18 protein-coding genes are annotated in these 16504 nt (G+C 41.2%); 10 read left to right on the forward strand and 8 right to left on the reverse strand.

The window, feature by feature from the left end; all coding sequences use genetic code 11:
• The first annotated feature begins 41 nt into the window (after positions 1–41).
• Genes AWH49_RS12635 through AWH49_RS12655 form a run of 5 tightly spaced genes read left to right on the forward strand, consistent with a single transcriptional unit; the run spans position 42 to position 3844 of the window.
• The gene (locus AWH49_RS12635; RefSeq protein WP_063966010.1) at positions 42–551 is read left to right on the forward strand and encodes a DUF4178 domain-containing protein; all 510 of its coding nucleotides are present in this window, start codon (positions 42–44) and stop codon (positions 549–551) included.
• A gap of 19 nt (positions 552–570) precedes the next feature.
• Positions 571–1242 carry a PspA/IM30 family protein gene (locus AWH49_RS12640; protein WP_018395426.1) on the forward strand — a complete coding sequence of 224 codons (672 nt, stop codon included), beginning with the start codon at positions 571–573 and terminating at the stop codon, positions 1240–1242.
• Between the two features lie 58 nt (positions 1243–1300).
• On the forward strand, positions 1301–1855 hold the full coding sequence (locus tag AWH49_RS12645; RefSeq protein WP_063966011.1) for a DUF4247 domain-containing protein: 555 nt from the start codon (positions 1301–1303) through the stop codon (positions 1853–1855).
• A gap of 27 nt (positions 1856–1882) precedes the next feature.
• On the forward strand, positions 1883–2278 hold the full coding sequence (locus tag AWH49_RS12650; RefSeq protein ID WP_063966012.1) for a DUF350 domain-containing protein: 396 nt from the start codon (positions 1883–1885) through the stop codon (positions 2276–2278).
• A 12-nt stretch (positions 2279–2290) separates the two neighbouring features.
• Positions 2291–3844: a polyamine aminopropyltransferase gene (locus tag AWH49_RS12655; RefSeq protein WP_063966013.1), complete on the forward strand. Its 1554-nt coding sequence runs from the start codon at positions 2291–2293 to the stop codon at positions 3842–3844.
• Between the two features lie 61 nt (positions 3845–3905).
• Here the strand turns inward: AWH49_RS12655 and AWH49_RS12660 are convergent, their stop codons facing one another.
• Together AWH49_RS12660 and cls are read right to left on the reverse strand one after the other, a co-directional pair.
• Positions 3906–4088, reverse strand: coding sequence for an SE1832 family protein (locus AWH49_RS12660; RefSeq protein ID WP_018395430.1), 183 nt, complete (start codon positions 4086–4088; stop codon positions 3906–3908).
• Between the two features lie 315 nt (positions 4089–4403).
• Positions 4404–5864: a cardiolipin synthase gene (cls, locus tag AWH49_RS12665; RefSeq protein ID WP_082862827.1), complete on the reverse strand. Its 1461-nt coding sequence runs from the start codon at positions 5862–5864 to the stop codon at positions 4404–4406.
• A 174-nt stretch (positions 5865–6038) separates the two neighbouring features.
• Between cls and AWH49_RS20400 the strand changes: the two genes are divergently transcribed.
• Positions 6039–6200: an Lmo0850 family protein gene (locus AWH49_RS20400; RefSeq protein ID WP_169815997.1), complete on the forward strand. Its 162-nt coding sequence runs from the start codon at positions 6039–6041 to the stop codon at positions 6198–6200.
• A gap of 57 nt (positions 6201–6257) precedes the next feature.
• On the opposite strand, the gene AWH49_RS12670 is transcribed toward AWH49_RS20400, so the two are convergent.
• From AWH49_RS12670 to mgtE, 6 genes are all read right to left on the reverse strand, one after another.
• Positions 6258–6869, reverse strand: a complete 612-nt coding sequence (locus AWH49_RS12670; RefSeq protein ID WP_018395434.1) for a DedA family protein — start codon at positions 6867–6869, stop codon at positions 6258–6260.
• An 86-nt stretch (positions 6870–6955) separates the two neighbouring features.
• Positions 6956–8074: an MGDG synthase family glycosyltransferase gene (locus AWH49_RS12675; protein WP_063966014.1), complete on the reverse strand. Its 1119-nt coding sequence runs from the start codon at positions 8072–8074 to the stop codon at positions 6956–6958.
• A 15-nt stretch (positions 8075–8089) separates the two neighbouring features.
• Entirely contained in the window at positions 8090–8674 is a 585-nt protein-coding gene (locus AWH49_RS12680; protein ID WP_018395436.1) for a DedA family protein, read from the reverse strand.
• Positions 8675–9382 (reverse strand): polysaccharide deacetylase family protein, encoded by a 708-nt coding sequence (locus AWH49_RS12685; protein WP_063966015.1) that lies wholly within the window; start codon positions 9380–9382, stop codon positions 8675–8677.
• Positions 9383–9462: 80 nt separating this feature from the next.
• Positions 9463–10242, reverse strand: coding sequence for a hemolysin family protein (locus AWH49_RS12690; protein ID WP_063966016.1), 780 nt, complete (start codon positions 10240–10242; stop codon positions 9463–9465).
• 323 nt (positions 10243–10565) lie between these two features.
• The gene (gene mgtE / locus AWH49_RS12695; RefSeq protein WP_063966017.1) at positions 10566–11924 is read right to left on the reverse strand and encodes a magnesium transporter; all 1359 of its coding nucleotides are present in this window, start codon (positions 11922–11924) and stop codon (positions 10566–10568) included.
• A 196-nt stretch (positions 11925–12120) separates the two neighbouring features.
• On the opposite strand from mgtE, the gene AWH49_RS12700 reads away from it, so the two are divergent.
• The 4 genes from AWH49_RS12700 (at position 12121) to AWH49_RS12720 (ending at position 16379) form a co-directional block, all read left to right on the forward strand.
• Positions 12121–12894, forward strand: coding sequence for a hypothetical protein (locus tag AWH49_RS12700; RefSeq protein ID WP_063966018.1), 774 nt, complete (start codon positions 12121–12123; stop codon positions 12892–12894).
• Between the two features lie 330 nt (positions 12895–13224).
• Positions 13225–14280 carry a D-alanine--D-alanine ligase gene (locus tag AWH49_RS12710; protein WP_018395443.1) on the forward strand — a complete coding sequence of 352 codons (1056 nt, stop codon included), beginning with the start codon at positions 13225–13227 and terminating at the stop codon, positions 14278–14280.
• 12 nt (positions 14281–14292) lie between these two features.
• The gene (locus AWH49_RS12715) at positions 14293–15669 is read left to right on the forward strand and encodes a UDP-N-acetylmuramoyl-tripeptide--D-alanyl-D-alanine ligase (RefSeq protein ID WP_063966020.1); all 1377 of its coding nucleotides are present in this window, start codon (positions 14293–14295) and stop codon (positions 15667–15669) included.
• A gap of 23 nt (positions 15670–15692) precedes the next feature.
• A complete protein-coding gene (locus tag AWH49_RS12720; RefSeq protein WP_063966021.1) occupies positions 15693–16379 on the forward strand; it encodes an alpha/beta hydrolase in 687 nt (228 codons plus the stop codon).
• Positions 16380–16504: the final 125 nt, after the last annotated feature.

A 16504-nucleotide genomic window follows, 5' to 3' on the forward strand; every position in this document is an offset into this window, starting at 1 on the left:
AGGTATAATTTGTGCGTACGTATATGTGAGGTGAAAAGCAAATGAGTTTTTTTAAACGTCTGTTTAAAGGAGCGGATGAAAAAATTCCCGAAACGAAAGATCGTACGCTTTTAAATGTACGTGTAGGCGATTTCGTCACATATGATCTTGCCGATTATGAAGTGACTGGCAAGATTCACTATAACGACAGCGGTTATACGTGGGATGCGTACCAGTTGGCAGCAAGCGGGAAAGTAATCTGGCTTAGCGTTGAGCTTGATGATGAGCTTGAAGTGGGGATGTATGAAACGATTCGCCTGCCGGGGCTCGAACCGGGTACGCGAAAAGTGACGCATGACGGCCGAACATATTATTTAGAGGAACAGGGCCAGGCATATGTAAAAGGAGAAGGCCGCAGTGAGAACGTCCACGGAAAAAATGTGGACTATTATGACTATATGGATGACTCGGGAGAACATTTTTTATCTGTTGAAGTATGGGGCGGAGATGTGGAAGTCAGTTACGGATATGAAATTGAAGAATATGAAGTGACCATCTTGGCAGGAAGCTAAACAAATTGGAGGAGATAACATGTTTCAATTTTTTAAACGTGTACAGACATATGTTGGATCAGAGCTAAATGCGGCACTTGAAAAAGCAGAAGATCCGGTTAAAATGCTTGATCAATTTATGCGGGAAATGGCGGCGGATATTCGTGATGCGGAAACAGCTGTAGCGAAACAGCTGGCAAATGAAAAAATGTTGAAAAAGAAATACGATGATGCGAACAGCATGGTGGAAAAGCGCCAGCAGCAAGCAATTGACGCTCTTGAAGCAGGCAATGAAGACTTGGCACGCCGCGCGCTCGAAGATAAAAATGTTCACGCTCAGCAGGCGGACTCCATGCGTACCGCGCACGAACAAGCGGCATCAGATGTTGCGATCCTGCGCGATAAATTGTCTGAAATGAAGCGAGAGTACGAGGAAATGCGCTTGAAAAAAGATTCCTTAAAAGCGCGTGCGGAATCTGCAAAAACGAGAACGAAAATGAACCGTGCGATGTCATCCGTTGGCGGTGATGAATCACGCCGCGGCTTTGAACGGATGGAAGAGAAAGTGATGCAGTATGAAGCAGAAGCGGAAACATCAGAAGATTTGCGTGCCGAGTCGCGCAGCCTTGATGATGAACTGGCTGCTTTGAAGAAAAACAGTGCTGTTGATGATGAACTGGCCGCACTTAAACAAAAGCTCGGAAAAGAATAAGGAACCGCGGCCCGCATAGATGGGCGGGCCGTTTCTGTTCATTTGGAGTGTTTCATTTATGATAAAAAAAGGATGGCTAACCGGAACGATTGCGTTTGTCGTGTTTCTTGCTGCGTGCGGATTGTCAGAGGCCGATGATTATATTGATGAAAATTATACGTTCGTCGACGCCGTTCAAAACAACATGAGTTCAAATGACCGTGCACTTGTATACCGGGTAAATAAAAGTGTCCCGGATACAGCAGCAGAATTGATCGAAGTACAGAAACCGGAACAAATCGGTGAAGAAGTAGACGGTAGGCAAGTGCTCGTCTATGATGATGAGTTTATTATATTAACAGAAGATCCAGACAATCCAGGATCGACACTTGTTGAAGTAGCAGAAGATGAGTTTGTCCGTACGCATTACAATCCCGGTTTCTTTTCGGGCATGCTGCTAGGCTCGTTTTTAAATGGCCGTTTCGGTTCAAACTGGGAGCGGACGCAGTCGAACAAGTGCCGTCAAAATAACGATGATTGCTACTCGGGCGGTGGATACTACGGTTCATTTTCATCTGGTACATACGGGAGAGGCTCCGTGTTTCGAGGTGGCGGCCCAGGATCAGGCAAGTAATAGTATATTAAGAGAGGGGATTCGGTTGTGAACCCATTTTTGTTGACGTTTTTGTATTATGCGATTGCCATTGCAATCGTGGTAGTAGGTTTGGTGATTTTTGAACAGATAACGAGAAAGTATAAAGATTGGGATGAAATTAAAGGCCGCAATGCAGCGGTTGCGTTGTCGATTGGTGGAAAAACTATCGGTATTTGCATCATTCTTACGTTTTCTATTTTCCACAACGATACGATATTAGAGACGGTATACTGGGGATTATTCGGAATGGTGCTTCAATTAGTAGCCTATGTTTTATTTGAACTATTCACAAGAAATTTTTCAGTGGAAGAGCAGTTGAAAGAGGGAAATCTAGCAGTAGGTATTGTCTCATTTTCTGTTTCCGTTGGCCTGGCGTTTGTTATTGGCGCCTCGATTTCGTAAGGCGGTGCTCACATGACTGAACAGGAATCCATCCGGCAAAGCCGTTCGATTTATTACGCATCAGGTATCGTATCGATTTGCGGAATTATATTTGAAGTGCTGTTCGGTGCACTCGGTTCGTACATTTTAGGAGATGGAGTGAAGCAGTATACGCTCACCATCTCCCTTTTTTTAACCGGAATGGGTATCGGCGCATACATAAGTGAAAAAATGACGAATCATTTGATTGCATCATTTATCTGGATTGAATATGGTATCGGTCTTGTCGGTGGTTTTTCATCGATGCTGCTCTTTGGCGTAACGGCATATTTGCCAGACGGGACCGATGCCCTTTTTTTATACAGCGTTACATTATTAGTTGGAACGCTTACCGGTGTAGAACTGCCGATTTTAATTCGGAAAGCAAATGAGATTGGCGTTTCACTGCAAAAAAGTGCAGCGAAAGTACTGTTTTCCGATTATGCCGGCGGGTTAGTGGGCGGACTGCTCTTTTTATTTTTACTCCGTCCGTACTTTGGATTAGTCAAAACATCGTTTCTCGTTGCCCTTATTAATGTAGCTGTTGCTCTTTGGATAGTATTCCGTTTTAAAAAAGAATTGAAACGATTCACGTTACATGCAGTATCAGGTGTTGTATTTTTGCTTATTTTAATCGCAGGTGCATTATTTGGAGAAGAAGCAGCTTTTCATTTTGAACAAAAATTGTATCATGATCCAGTCGTGTATTCCGAGCAGACAGCGTATCAGCAAATTATTTTGACGCGTGAGCAGGGAGATACACGTCTTTATTTAGACGGGCAATTACAGTTCAGCTCTTCAGATGAGCATCGATATCATGAAATACTTGTGCATCCAGTTATGTCTGCATCCAAGCGTCATAACGATGTACTTGTCCTAGGCGGCGGCGACGGGCTTGCCATGCGGGAGTTGTTGAAATATGAAGATTTGGGAAAGGTGACACTTGTCGATCTCGATCCAGCAATGACAGAAGAGGCGCGAACGAATCACTTATTGACGGAATTAAATAAAGGTTCGCTTGATGACAGTCGTGTGAATGTGGTGAATGACGATGCCTTTCAGTTTCTTGAAGCAGCGGATAGTTTATATGATGTTATTATCGTCGATTTACCGGATCCCAATAATGAATCGCTGAATAAACTGTATACGCAGGAATTTTATTCGCTTATCCGCAATCATTTGCAGCCAGATGGTGCTTCGGTGATACAGGCGACAAGCCCTGTTTTTGCGCCGGAAGTATATTGGACGATTGATAAAACAATTAAAGAAGCCGGATTGAAAACGGAAAATTTACATGCTGATATTCCAAGCTTCGGCGGGTGGGGATTTATTTTAGCATCGCGTGAACCCGTGCAGTTATCTAAACTGAGTATTATGGACGATACACGCTATTTAACGACGGATATGCTGCCAGCGCTAGCAGAATTCGGCAAAGATGAGGATGCCCATATAGAAGATGAGAACGGCCATCCAGTGACGTTAAAACCGAATACATTAATACGGCCGAATTTAATTGAAGTCTATGAAAATTCGTGGCGTTATTATTGAAAAGAGCCGCCCCAGGTAGTGAGGCGGCTCTTTTTGCGACTAAATCAAAATCAAGGTTTTGTTATTCTGTCGCTGCGAGCAGCTGTTCATTTAAGGCTTTCAATTCTAATTCCATTGCTGTCAACATTTCTTCTGCTTTTGTCGTGCCATGTCCAGTTGATTCCAATTTTTCAATATCACCTTGCACACGCATATAATCCATTTTCAGTTCGGCAATTTTATATTCAATTTGTGATTTTTTCATCAGAATCCCGCCTTTATGATGTTTCTTTTATTTTACATGTGCAAAATAAAAAAGGCCACTGCACTGAGCAGTGTACCCATGCTTATTTTAAAATTAAGAAGAGACAATGAACTCGAATGCGAGGTTTAAGAAAAACACCGTATGGACCGCCGCAAAAATAAGTCCTTGTTTATTTAAACGCTTCATCAATACTCGATCCATATTAATCACCTCATAAATAGTTTGTAAAGATATAATACTATATGTTCACAAAAAATTCAAAACTTTTTTACTTATTTGGTACAAAAAAATAAAAAGAAGCAAATTTCGCTTCTTTTAAAGGATTGGAGATAGTAATCTAGAAATGGATTCTTTAAACTTAATCATTAAAGAGCGCTGTTGATACAATTCAGGTGTTAATTCATACGAAACGAGCATATCATCCATAAAAATTTTTGCGAGCGCTTTGCCGCTTTCATAATCATACATGAATGCATTCACTTCAAAATTTAACCGGAAGCTGCGCACATCAATATTAGCTGTACCGACCGAACTTAACTTATCATCTACGACAATCGTTTTCGCATGAATGAATCCATCATCATAAATATAAATTTTTGCCCCGGCTTTCATAAGTTCACCCGCATATGAATACGTCGCCCAGTAAACAAACATATGATCAGGTTTATTTGGAATCATAATTTTTACATCAATCCCAGACAAAGCAGCGATCCGAAGTGCATCTAAAATACTCGCATCTGGAATGAAATAGGGAGTCTGAATGTAAATGGACTTTTTAGCGGTTGTAATGAGTTTAAAGTAACCGCTTTTAATTTGCTCCCATTCAGAGTCCGGGCCGCTTGTGACCACTTGAAGTGCGACATCGCCTTTTGTTACGGGTGCAGGAAAAAGTCGTTCCTCATACACAAAGTCATGCTGTTTTGACGCCTGGTTCCAGTCTAATATGAATCGTGTCTGAAGGGCATGAACAGCACTGCCTTTCACGCGCAAATGTGTATCACGCCAGTAACCGAACGATGGATCTTTTCCTAAATATTCGTCACCGACATTGAATCCGCCCACGTAGCCAATCTGTCCGTCAATAACAACAATTTTTCGATGATTACGATAGTTAAGGCGTAAATTAACATAAGGAATGGGCGACGGGAAGAAAACTTCTACAACGCCTCCCGCTTCAATCAATTCTTTAAAATGGCGCCGTCTTAACTTTCTGGAGCCTAAGTCATCAAAAAGCACACATACTTCAATACCTTCTCGTGCTTTTTCAGTTAAAGCATGAATTAATTTTTTTCCAAGTTCATCAAAGCGGAAGATGTAATACTGAAGGTGTATATGGTCTTTCGCATTGCGTATATCCTTTATTAATGCTTCAAACTTAGCGTTGCCATCTATATAAATATCGACGCTGTTATCTTCAGATAAAACAGCGTCATTGTGACTGAGCAGCATATACACCAATTTTGCGTTTTTCTGGGTATGTGGGTTGGCGAAAGGAAAAACACTTCCTTTGATGGCTTGTTTTTGATGGTCGATCTGCTCTTCAATGCCGACTTTCTTTTTATCATCCCAATCAAACAGGCGGCTTCTGCTTAAATTTTGTCCGAAGACGAGATAGAGAAAAAAACCAAGAAAAGGTATGAAAAAGAGTACCATAAGCCATGCCCAAGTTGCACTAGGATCACGTCGTTCAAGGAAAATAACGACTACGGCGAATGTAACATTCAATGCGAATAAAGTATATGCAGCCCATGGCCAGATTGGAATACCGATCGTCACGTTTATCACCGACCTGTTTCAAAATTGTTCTTGCTGTTTATTATACAGGAAAAAAATCAGAATAAACCGGATTGAAATTAGCGAAACGGGGAAAAAGAAGAATACATCTAAAAAAAGTGAAACAATTTTTTATATAAAACGTATAAACAAAAAAACATTAAAGGATGGATAACGATGAAGAGTGCAGATAGGACTCGCGAAATAGTTGATAAAATTGCCCGGCTCGGTGTAAAAGTAACAGCGACTAAATCCAGATTGGAGCTTTGGAAAGCCTTGCAGGGCAATTGTGAAACGGCTGGTTGCGCAAAGATGGTCACGTCTTATCATATCGGATAAGAAAGATGGATCGTTATGCGATTTGAAAAAGTCCGGAAACGATTTCCGGACTTTTTTTCATGAACGACGGCGTATTTTTTTCACGTACCAGACAATCGCAGCAACAAACAGAATGGCAAGGATTGCATATACAACGTTTGAATACACATCCATATAATCAACGATTGTATGCCATGAATCAGCAAATGCTGCACCGAGATTCACAAGGATTGTATTCCATATTAGTGTTCCGGCTGTCGTGAAGATTAAAAATAAAAAGAAGTTCATGTTCGACATCCCAGCTGGAATAGAGATTAAACTGCGGATAAGGGGTACCATTCGGCAAAGAAATACAGTCCATACGCCATACTTATCAAACCACTTATCCGCACGATGAATATCTTTTTTTGTCACACGAAGAAAACGGCCATACCGATCAATAATTTTCTCTAAATTTTCAACATCAATTAACAGGCCAATTCCGTATAATATAACGGCTCCAATGACTGATCCAGCTGTTGACGCTAAAATAACGCCGGTGACCGTCAAATCCGTTGAGCCGGTCATGACACCACCAAATGTTAAAATGACTTCAGATGGAATCGGTGGAAATAAATTTTCAAGGGCGATTAAAAAAAAGACACCCCATAATCCGTATTGCTCCATCATTGATATAATCCAATTTTCCATGGCCATTCCTTTCCCACAAAAGATTTACGCTTAAGATGAAATTATAGCACTTTACGCTTCTTCTTCACCATTAAAAAGACCCGCATTCAAAGCGGGATTGATGATGATTCTTTGCCGAATATATTGATAAGGGTTGTTTCGAGTGAATGTTCTTTTTCAAAGCGGTACATTTCAATCCGTTTTTTCCATTTACTGCGCTCGATGTCACTGTCAATAATCGCCGTAATTTGCTGCTCAACCGGTTTATCATTGGTTAATTCATAAATAAGCTGCCGCTTTTTTAAATAATCCGCATTGAACTCTTCCTGCCCAGGGAGGGCACCTGCAATAAAAACAGGCAGTTCTTTTTCAAGAACTTCACTGACAGTAATGCCGCCTGGTTTTGTAATAATGGCAGATGCCTCTTCATAATACCGGTTCATATCTTCACGGCTGTTCATATAAGGAAGTGCTTTAATACGCGGATGATCGAGAGACATGATTAATTCACGCAGTTTTACATTATGCCCGCATAGGACGTTATACGTGTAAGAAAGTGTATTGCCTTGCAAATTGTCCAGCAGTTTTTCGAGGTGGCCAAGCCCGCTGTTTCCACCGGCGACAAGAATAGAGCGGTGTTCGGAATGCACATGTTCCACTTCGAATGAAGGATGCACAGGAATACCGGTTACGAAAATTCGATTTCCTGGAACATCGAATTTTGCAAGCCATTTTTTTGCTTCGAGATGAGGGACAAAATGATAGTCGATGCTTCGTTTTCCCCACACATCGCTGACGAAAAAGTCAGTGTACACATTAATGACAGGTACATCTATTTTTCGCAGTCGTTTTAAATGGTTTAATAGCTTTGACGGATAACTGTGCGTACAAATAATATAATCTGGCCGTTCTTTTTCAATGATGCGGGCAAGACGGAACTCAAAATATTTATCCCACACGTGAATGGACATCTGTTCATTTCGCTTACCGTCAGGTGTATAAATAAACGATTTATAAAACTTGCTGTATGATTCGGGTTTTTTGCTGATCCACTGCATGTACATTTTTGAAACGACTGTTTCAAGCGATTCATGGCAATAGCTCAATAAATCTACCGTTTTAATTTGGACGTCAGGTCGTATACAAGTAATGCGTTCAATAATGGCTTCCGCTGCTTTATGGTGACCTGAAGGCAGACGGAATAAAGGAAGTACAATAATTTTCATATAGTTTAGACTCCTTTAACGGCTGGAATGTGATGATTTTCTCCACTTTAAAATAAAATGAATCATAAAGACGATGAAAAAAAATGCACCGGCGATACTTAAATAGATCGGTTCAATTTGAATGTACGAACCGATCAGAAAACCGGCTGATATATAAATCAATACCCACGTAAAGGAACCTAAAACGGAAAGAGCTATAAATGCAGGAATAGAAAATTTTGTAATACCGGCGAAGTAAGGATTAAACTGACGAATACCGGGGATAAAAAATCCGACTAATAATGATTTTGATAAATTCCAGTGCATAATCGTTTTATGGAGTTGCTTTTTCGTTACACCTAAATATTTACCATACCGGTCAAGGAGCGGCTGCCCGATCATTCGTCCGAGCGTGTAGCTAATGAGCATGCCCGTAAAGGCTCCAGATGTTAAAACAGCAACAGCATAAGCAAAGGAAATGGAGCCGTTTTTCGCAAGCATACCGATATAGACAAGCAGACTTTCTTCCGGTGCGGGAATGCCAACAATGCCAAATAGGCCGGTGAAAAATAAGATAACGTATCCGTATTTTGATAAATAAGCAAAGATTAATGATTCCATTTAAGCCCTCTGTTTGCCAATCAAAGTAGTAACTGTAACGAATTCGTATTGTTCAGAATCTTCATCGGATAAAAATAAGTGAAGTGCTTCAATCATCATACGCGGAGCCGTTTTATGGGCACCGAAAGTGTTTCCGCTGTCATGCAATGTAATAATAGCGCCGTTTGACCGGGCATTGCGTAATTTATCTGCTAGTTTTCGGACAGTCATATTTTTTTTCCAGTCACCCGGTATGGCTGTCCACATAATCGTCTCAAACCGTTTTGCTTTTGACAGCGTCACTGGATTGAAGTGTCCCCAAGGTGGCCGGTACAATGTAACACGTTCCCCGGTAATAGCAGATACTTTTTCTGAAGCACGAACGAGCTGATGATTCATAGCGGAAGGTGATAGCAGCCAGTTGGAAATGTGCCGGTCATTATGAATACCGATGTCGTGTCCTTCCTTCTGTATACGACGTATTAAATCCGGATGACGTTCTGCTTTTTTGCCAACAATAAAAAATGTCGCTTGTACATTGTATTTATGTAATGCCTCAAGTAGAAGAGGTGTATAAACTGGATCTGGACCATCATCAAATGTCAGTGCGATTTGTTTTCGGTCGTATCCGCGTTTTTTCACACGTGTTGAGCATGTTCGTGCCGCTGCAGTCGGAATAATCGTCCACGCGGCAGCGAACAGAAAAGCCGTTTGTACGATTCTTTTCATAAAAACCTCCAGTTTTTTAAAGTCCTGTCTTTTAGTCAATTCCTATTATAGAAAAAATAAAACCCGCTGAAAAGCGGGTTTTAAGCATTATTGGGTGCAGCTATTGAGATAGCCGATGGATCCACGGATGATTCGATTCGTTTAACAGCGGTCACCGGCTTGATTTCGAGTTGACGAATTTGATGATCTTGCATTTCTAAAACAGTGAATAAAAATCCACTATATTCGATCGTTTGACCGCATTGAATATCGAAATTTTCCGTCAGCATCCAGCCGCCAATCGTATCAACATCGTCATCGTTCATATCAATGCCTAGTAGTTGTGCTGTTTCAGATACAGACAGTTTGCTGCTAGCAATGTAATGATGCTCACCCACTATTTGAATGACGGGTGGTGCAGCAATATCGAATTCATCGTGAAGCTCGCCAACAATGACCTCAACAATATCTTTAGCCGTGACGAGCCCTGCAGTGCCACCATATTCATTAATTAAAATGGCCATCTGCATGCGTTCTGCTTGCATTTTCGCGAGCAGCTCGTGAACAGGGATAGAATCGATGACACGAATGACGGGACGGATAAAATGCTTAATACTTTTTGCTCCCACTACAGGATCAGATACGTATTCTGCGATGACTTCTTTAAAATTCACAAAGCCGATGACTCGGTCTTTATCACCGTCAATGACCGGATAACGTGTGAATTTTGTTTCTCGGAACAAGCTGATGCATTCTTTGACAGTCTCATCTTTTGGCATATAGGCCATTTCTGTGCGAGGCACCATAACTTCTGTCGCACTTCTGTCACCTAAGACAGAGAGAGTATTGTCATTATGTGCACCGCTTATTTCAGCGAGCAAAGCAGAGGAGCGCCCTGTCGAGGGGGGTCTCCAGTTTCATTTTTTTCTCTTCTTTTCATAAACCGGATGGCTGTAAACGATAGTGCTACAAGGATAACAGCAATAAGTGCAATCCATATGTCCAATCAGATTTCTTCTCCCGCATGGTGCGAAAGAAGAAGTCACCTCCTATAAAATATGATGATCAAATTTGAAAAATCAGCAGAATATAATGCAATGTTTACCGTCAATGTCCCATTTGATCACCTTCCTTCATTCGTTTCATTCTTTAATATCTCTATTATATTAAAGACAGATAATTCGGTCAAATACCGTAATCATTTCTATAACAGATGTGCTAAAAACCATGAGGCAATTGTAAAGTATGTGATAAGTGAAAAAATATCATTAATTGTTGTAATAAGCGGTCCGGATGCGACTGCCGGGTCGATGTTCATCTTATATAAAATGAGCGGGATAATCGTACCAGCAAGCGTTCCGATGATTAATGTAAGCAAAAGAGAGGCACCGACGACAAATCCGAGAACGGTACTGCCCTGCCAGAAAAAAGCGATAAAAAAGATTAGGATGCCACATACAGCACCAATGATCAACCCAACACCGAATTCCCGCATGATCAGCTTCAGAACTGTTTTCATATCAATATCACGTGAAGCGAGCCCGCGGACGACAACAGCAAGAGACTGTGTACCGGTGTTGCCGGTCATACCGGAAATCATCGGCATAAAATAAGTAAGCGCAACGACTTGATGGAGTATATCTTCAAAGCCAGAAATAATGTTGCCAGATACGAGTCCGATAAATAAAAGCAGTACGAGCCATGGAAGGCGTCTGAATGATGCGACACCGGCTTTCGTATCAAAGTCAATTGATTTACCGGAAGCAGATAATTTTTCAATATCTTCATTTGCTTCTTGAATAACGACGTCGATAATATCATCAAACGTGACGATACCGATTAAAACATTGCTCTCATCGACAACTGGAATGGCAAGGAAGTCATATCGTTGAATGAGACGGGCAACTTCTTCTTGATCTGTATGCGCACCGACCGAAATAACACGTGCGTACATAATATCAGCAATTTTTTCATGGGTATCTGCCAAGAGCATGTCACGGTAAGAGACAACACCAACGAGTTTTTTATGATCGTCAATGACATATAAATAGTTGATTGTTTCTGCGAACTCAGCGAAACTTTTCAATTTTTCAACAGCTTCTCTCACTGTGTATGAATGTTTAATCCATACAAAGCGGTTTGTCATAAGGCGTCCAGCTGTTTCTGAAGGAAAGCTCATCATATTTTCAACGATGGTCGATTCTTCTTTTTTCATACCGGACAGGAAAATTTTAATATTTTCCGGTGACATGTCATCAAGAAGAGAAGCAAGGTCATCGTTGTCCATATCATCGAGTACTTTTCGGGATCGTTCTTTCCCGACATTTTTGAGCACGATCATTTGTTCGTCGCTTTCGAGCTCCTGGATCATATCGGTCAAAATCGGAATCGATAAATGAAGCAAAAACCGCGTTTGATGTTTTTCCGGCAGGTTGCGATAGATGGCTGCCATATCGTACGGGTGAAGTTCATCAATTAAATGCTGCAGGTCCGTTTTTTTGCCTTCTTTTAAGAGCTTGATGACGAGCAGGGTGAGTTGGTCTTCGGTTAAGTTCGAAATCACAGACAGGGGACCCTCCTTTTTGTGAAATTTCAGCTGCACATCTAGTATAAAACGAAATGAGGACAAAAGTTTCACACATTTTGTGAAATTCATTGTAAATTTACGTACGAAGATGAACGAATTTTGATAAAATAACAGTATAACAAAAAAAGATAGAGGCAGCTATGCAATTCGTCGCGATGTGGAGGTCATATGATTGAAAAGTCCCGGAAACATGAAAGAACTGATTTATATACATTTACACCCAATTAATCAATATGTCGTATCGTATGGAATTGAATTTCAAGAATTTATAAAGGCCATTCCGGAGACACCCCCGCATTTGCTATTATTGAAGCACAAGTTTGAGGATAGTGACTTTAATATGCATACCCGTTTCGATTACATTGAACCGGATGGACTGAAAAGTTTATTGAAGGAAGATGTAGGAGAGTATGGCGATTTTTGCTGGGTTGATTTTGAGGATATAGATGGACTGAATGAACTAGAAGGAAGCGAAATTGCAGAACTTCTTTATCTGGCCCATAGCAAGGAGCATTTGCGACGTCCGTTTTACATCAAGTTGAACAATCGTTATGCGTACTTATCGCACGATGATGAGTGGTTCAATAAAACGTATTATCGTCAAATTCCTGATTTTTACAGCGTGCTCGGTAAAGTGATTTCATTAAAGCTCGGTTTCTTTCGTAGTGAACGGTCATTTTTTGCTTTGAAGAAAGGATCGGCGTTTCCGCCGATCCCACCCGGAATGATTGCACTTGCCTGTGGAGATATGAAAGAAGGAATTGTCATTTCATTGGCAAAAGCGGAGCAGAGCCGCTCAAAGGTGGAAGTGCCAATTTGGGTTGTCGGTGATCATATTAATATGGACGATGTGTTTGACGAGTATATGACCAGTTTCAGAACATTGCCAAATGCCCGGTTCGTGTTTGATAAGAAAACACATGAGTGGAGCGTATTTTCACAATAAAAAACGGATTCTCACATTGAGAATCCGTTTTTTAACGAACAAGGACAAGTGTCACACTTTTAAACGATGCTCCATTGATGTTTGTGTTTGCTTATTCGTTAAGCTGTCGACTACTGATGTAATCGCACCATTGCCTGTTACGTTACAAGCTGTGCCGAAGCTGTCTATGGAGAATAATAATCATGATGAAAAAGGACAGACGGAATATTGTTATTCTTCAGATGAAAGAAGCATAATATATAATTTGAGTAAGAAGTCGGATGGAAAGTTTATTCTTATAACGGAAAAGCATGGTAAAATAGAAAATACCGAAATTTTTGGAGGCTTATAATGAAAAAGAAACTTGGATTACTTTATGGGGGAAAATCAGCGGAGCACAACGTATCGCTGCAAACAGCGAAAGCAGTGACAGCGGCGCTTGATTTATATAAATTTGATGTATATCCTATATACATTTCAATTGATGGGACATGGACAGAGGGAGAAAAACTAGAAACGCCTGCTTCCACCATAGAAGAATTACAGTTAACTGAAAATGGTGGGACGGAACATGTTCTTTCTATGCTTGCACAAGGAAAATACGATGTTGTTTTCCCGCTTTTACACGGACCGAATGGAGAAGACGGTACGGTTCAAGGTCTGTTGGAAGTGTTGAATGTGCCATATGTAGGGAACGGTGTGCTCGCTTCATCTGCTGGCATGGATAAAGTGATTATGAAAAATGTCTTTGCGCAAGCGGGATTAAAACAAGTTGGCTATACACACATGACTCGTACAGAATGGGAACAAAATAAAGAAGCAGGTTGTGCATTAATTGAACGTGAAATCGGCTGGCCTTGTTTTGTAAAACCAGCAAATCTTGGTTCAAGTGTCGGTATCAGCAAATGCCAAAACAAAGAAGAACTTATAGGTGCAATGGAAGAAGCATTTCAATTTGACCGAAAAGTCATCATTGAAGAAGGGGTCGTTGCCCGTGAAATTGAAGTGGGGATCCTCGGAAATGAGATGCCTGTCTGCTCGGTGATCGGTGAAATTGTACCAAAAAAGGATTTTTACGATTACAAGGCGAAATATGAGGATGAAGATACAGCGCTCATTATTCCCGCTGATCTAACGGATGCTCAAAAAATGGAAATGGAACAATTAGCGATTCGTGCGTTCCGTTCACTTGACTGCTCAGGACTTGTCCGTGCTGACTTTTTTTTAACGGAAAGTGGAGATTTATTAATTAATGAAGTGAATACAATGCCTGGCTTTACACCATTCAGTATGTTCCCGCTTCTTTGGAAAGAAGCAGGGGTTGAATATCCACAGCTTATTGAAAAGATGATTGGCCTAGCGGTTGAACGTCATATAGAAAAACAAAAGATTAAATATACGGTTTAAAGGTGGGCGCTCATGATTCGCAAAACGGTTGAGCAGTTAACGAAAATGATAAATGTAGAAAATGATGTAACAATCTGGCATGAACGGTTCATTGAAGGCGTGTCAATTGATTCGCGTGAAGTAGAAGGAAGCTGTTTGTTTGTTCCTTTTACTGGTGAAAATACAGATGGACATAAATATGTGCGGCAAGCGATTGAAAATGGCGCAGGAGCGGCCTTGTGGCAAAAGGATATACCGGGAGCACCGGAGGATTTGCCGGTGCTGATCGTAGAAAGCACATTGCTTGCGCTCCAGCAGCTGTCAAAAGCATATCGTGATTCACTTAACGTGAAAGTCGTCGGTATTACTGGCAGCAACGGCAAGACGACAGTTAAAGATATGACGGCCGCCGTGTTTGCCGAGAAATACCGTGTTCAAAAAACAGAAGGTAATTATAACAATCATATTGGTCTGCCGTTAACGATGCTGTCATTACGTGAAGATACGGAAGTTGCCGTGCTTGAAATGGGCATGAGCAACAGAGGTGAAATTGAGCTTTTGTCAAAGCTTGCTACACCGGATGTGGCCATTATTACAAATATCGGTGAATCCCATTTGAAAGATCTTGGCTCAAGAGAAGCAATTGCAGATGCAAAATTGGAAATTTCAGCGGGTTTATCGAGTGAAGGAACACTTGTTTATTTAGGCGACGAACCGTATCTTACTGAAAAAATGACTGAAGAAGTGCTATTTCAAACGATAACATTCGGTCTGGGTGAGTCGAACACATTTTATCCTGTATCTGTTGAACAAACGGAGAATGGAAGCATTTTTTCTATAAATAAAGAACCGTCCGTACGATTTGATTTACCTGTACTTGGTCAACATAACGTCACGAATGCGCTCGCAGCTATTGCAGCGGCCAGCCTGTTTGCTGTGCCGTATGAAGATATGGCAGCAGGTCTCCGGAAAGTGGAACTGACGAAAATGCGGATGGAGTGGGTGAAAGGTAAAAAGGGTATAAAGATAATAAACGACGCATATAATGCCAGCCCGACATCGGTAAAAGCAGCTATTTCACTCGTATCGGAACTGCCTGGCTATGACCGGAAAATAGTCGTTCTTGGTGATATGCTTGAACTCGGCCTTGATGAAGAACTGTTTCATTATCAGACGGGTCAGGTGATTGATGGAGATAAAATCGATTACTTATTTACGTATGGTGCACTCGGCCAGTTTATTGCAGCTGGAGCGAAAAATGCACTGGGTCCGGACAGAGTTTTTGCTTTTCAAGACAAACATGAATTAATTAAAGCAGTCGATGGTGTTCTAGAAGGCGGCGAACTGCTGTTAATTAAAGCGTCAAGAGGTATGAGATTGGAAGAAGTAGTAGACGGACTGTCAAAATAAGATGTGGAAAGCGGTGAGCAGTCATGATTGGCTGCCTTTGTATACATGGGTTTACAGGAGCGCCATATGAAGTAGAGCCGCTTGTGGATTACTTGCAGCAACACACGGACTGGAAATTCGTTGTGCCTCTTTTACCGGGGCATGGCGATACGTTTTCGTTGAAAGATAGTACTTGTACAGACTGGATTGACTGTGCTGAATTAGCACTTCAAAAACTGTTTGAGGAATGTGAAGAAGTGTATGTGATCGGCTTTTCGATGGGAGGATTAATTGCTGCATATTTGACCGCCCGCTACTCGATTAGTAAACTTGTGCTGCTCAGCGCGGCAGCGAAATATGTAAATCCGGCGCAAATAAAAGAAGACGTTCGGGAAATGGTGCAGGATTTGCGCAAAAAGCAGCTTCATGAAAATGAATTATTTTTGCGTTATCGGGAAAAACTGATTATAACGCCGCCGGCCGCCGCGCGTCAGTTTCAAAAAGTAGTACGTATCGCCCGCCCAGAATTAAAGAAGATTACAGTACCAGTATTTATTGCCCAAGGAACAGAAGACGGTATTGTTCCGGTCACAAGTGCAGAATATATTTACAAGCGCCTTTCATCAGCTGAGCGGCACCTTTATTACTCTCCAAAAGCGAAGCATTTAATTTGTCATACAGGAAGTAAAAAAGAACTTTTTGAGAAGGTATTTACTTTTTTGTGCAAGTAACGTAGAGTTATAAAAATGCGCATTGAAAATTCGGACGTGGAATGATAAGATACAATAGACATGTTGCTCTTCGCATGAACGTAGAAGGGTATTTTTTGTGCGGACAGCAGTTTAACATAGAAGGA

This window comes from Domibacillus aminovorans (genome assembly GCF_001643235.1).
Taxonomy (GTDB): Bacteria; Bacillota; Bacilli; order Bacillales; family Domibacillaceae; genus Domibacillus; species Domibacillus aminovorans.

What these genes read in the sequence shown, in the direction of transcription:
- AWH49_RS12635 (WP_063966010.1), top strand. Translation starts at nt 42, where the DNA reads ATGAGTTTTTTTAAACGTCTGTTTAAAGGAGCGGATGAAAAAATTCCC.
- AWH49_RS12640 (WP_018395426.1), top strand. Translation starts at nt 571, where the DNA reads ATGTTTCAATTTTTTAAACGTGTACAGACATATGTTGGATCAGAGCTA.
- AWH49_RS12645 (WP_063966011.1), top strand. Translation starts at nt 1,301, where the DNA reads ATGATAAAAAAAGGATGGCTAACCGGAACGATTGCGTTTGTCGTGTTT.
- AWH49_RS12655 (WP_063966013.1), top strand. Translation starts at nt 2,291, where the DNA reads ATGACTGAACAGGAATCCATCCGGCAAAGCCGTTCGATTTATTACGCA.
- AWH49_RS12660 (WP_018395430.1), bottom strand. Translation starts at nt 4,088, where the DNA reads ATGAAAAAATCACAAATTGAATATAAAATTGCCGAACTGAAAATGGAT.
- AWH49_RS20400 (WP_169815997.1), top strand. Translation starts at nt 6,039, where the DNA reads ATGAAGAGTGCAGATAGGACTCGCGAAATAGTTGATAAAATTGCCCGG.
- AWH49_RS12670 (WP_018395434.1), bottom strand. Translation starts at nt 6,869, where the DNA reads ATGGAAAATTGGATTATATCAATGATGGAGCAATACGGATTATGGGGT.
- AWH49_RS12675 (WP_063966014.1), bottom strand. Translation starts at nt 8,074, where the DNA reads ATGAAAATTATTGTACTTCCTTTATTCCGTCTGCCTTCAGGTCACCAT.
- AWH49_RS12680 (WP_018395436.1), bottom strand. Translation starts at nt 8,674, where the DNA reads ATGGAATCATTAATCTTTGCTTATTTATCAAAATACGGATACGTTATC.
- AWH49_RS12685 (WP_063966015.1), bottom strand. Translation starts at nt 9,382, where the DNA reads ATGAAAAGAATCGTACAAACGGCTTTTCTGTTCGCTGCCGCGTGGACG.
- AWH49_RS12710 (WP_018395443.1), top strand. Translation starts at nt 13,225, where the DNA reads ATGAAAAAGAAACTTGGATTACTTTATGGGGGAAAATCAGCGGAGCAC.
- AWH49_RS12715 (WP_063966020.1), top strand. Translation starts at nt 14,293, where the DNA reads ATGATTCGCAAAACGGTTGAGCAGTTAACGAAAATGATAAATGTAGAA.
- AWH49_RS12720 (WP_063966021.1), top strand. Translation starts at nt 15,693, where the DNA reads ATGATTGGCTGCCTTTGTATACATGGGTTTACAGGAGCGCCATATGAA.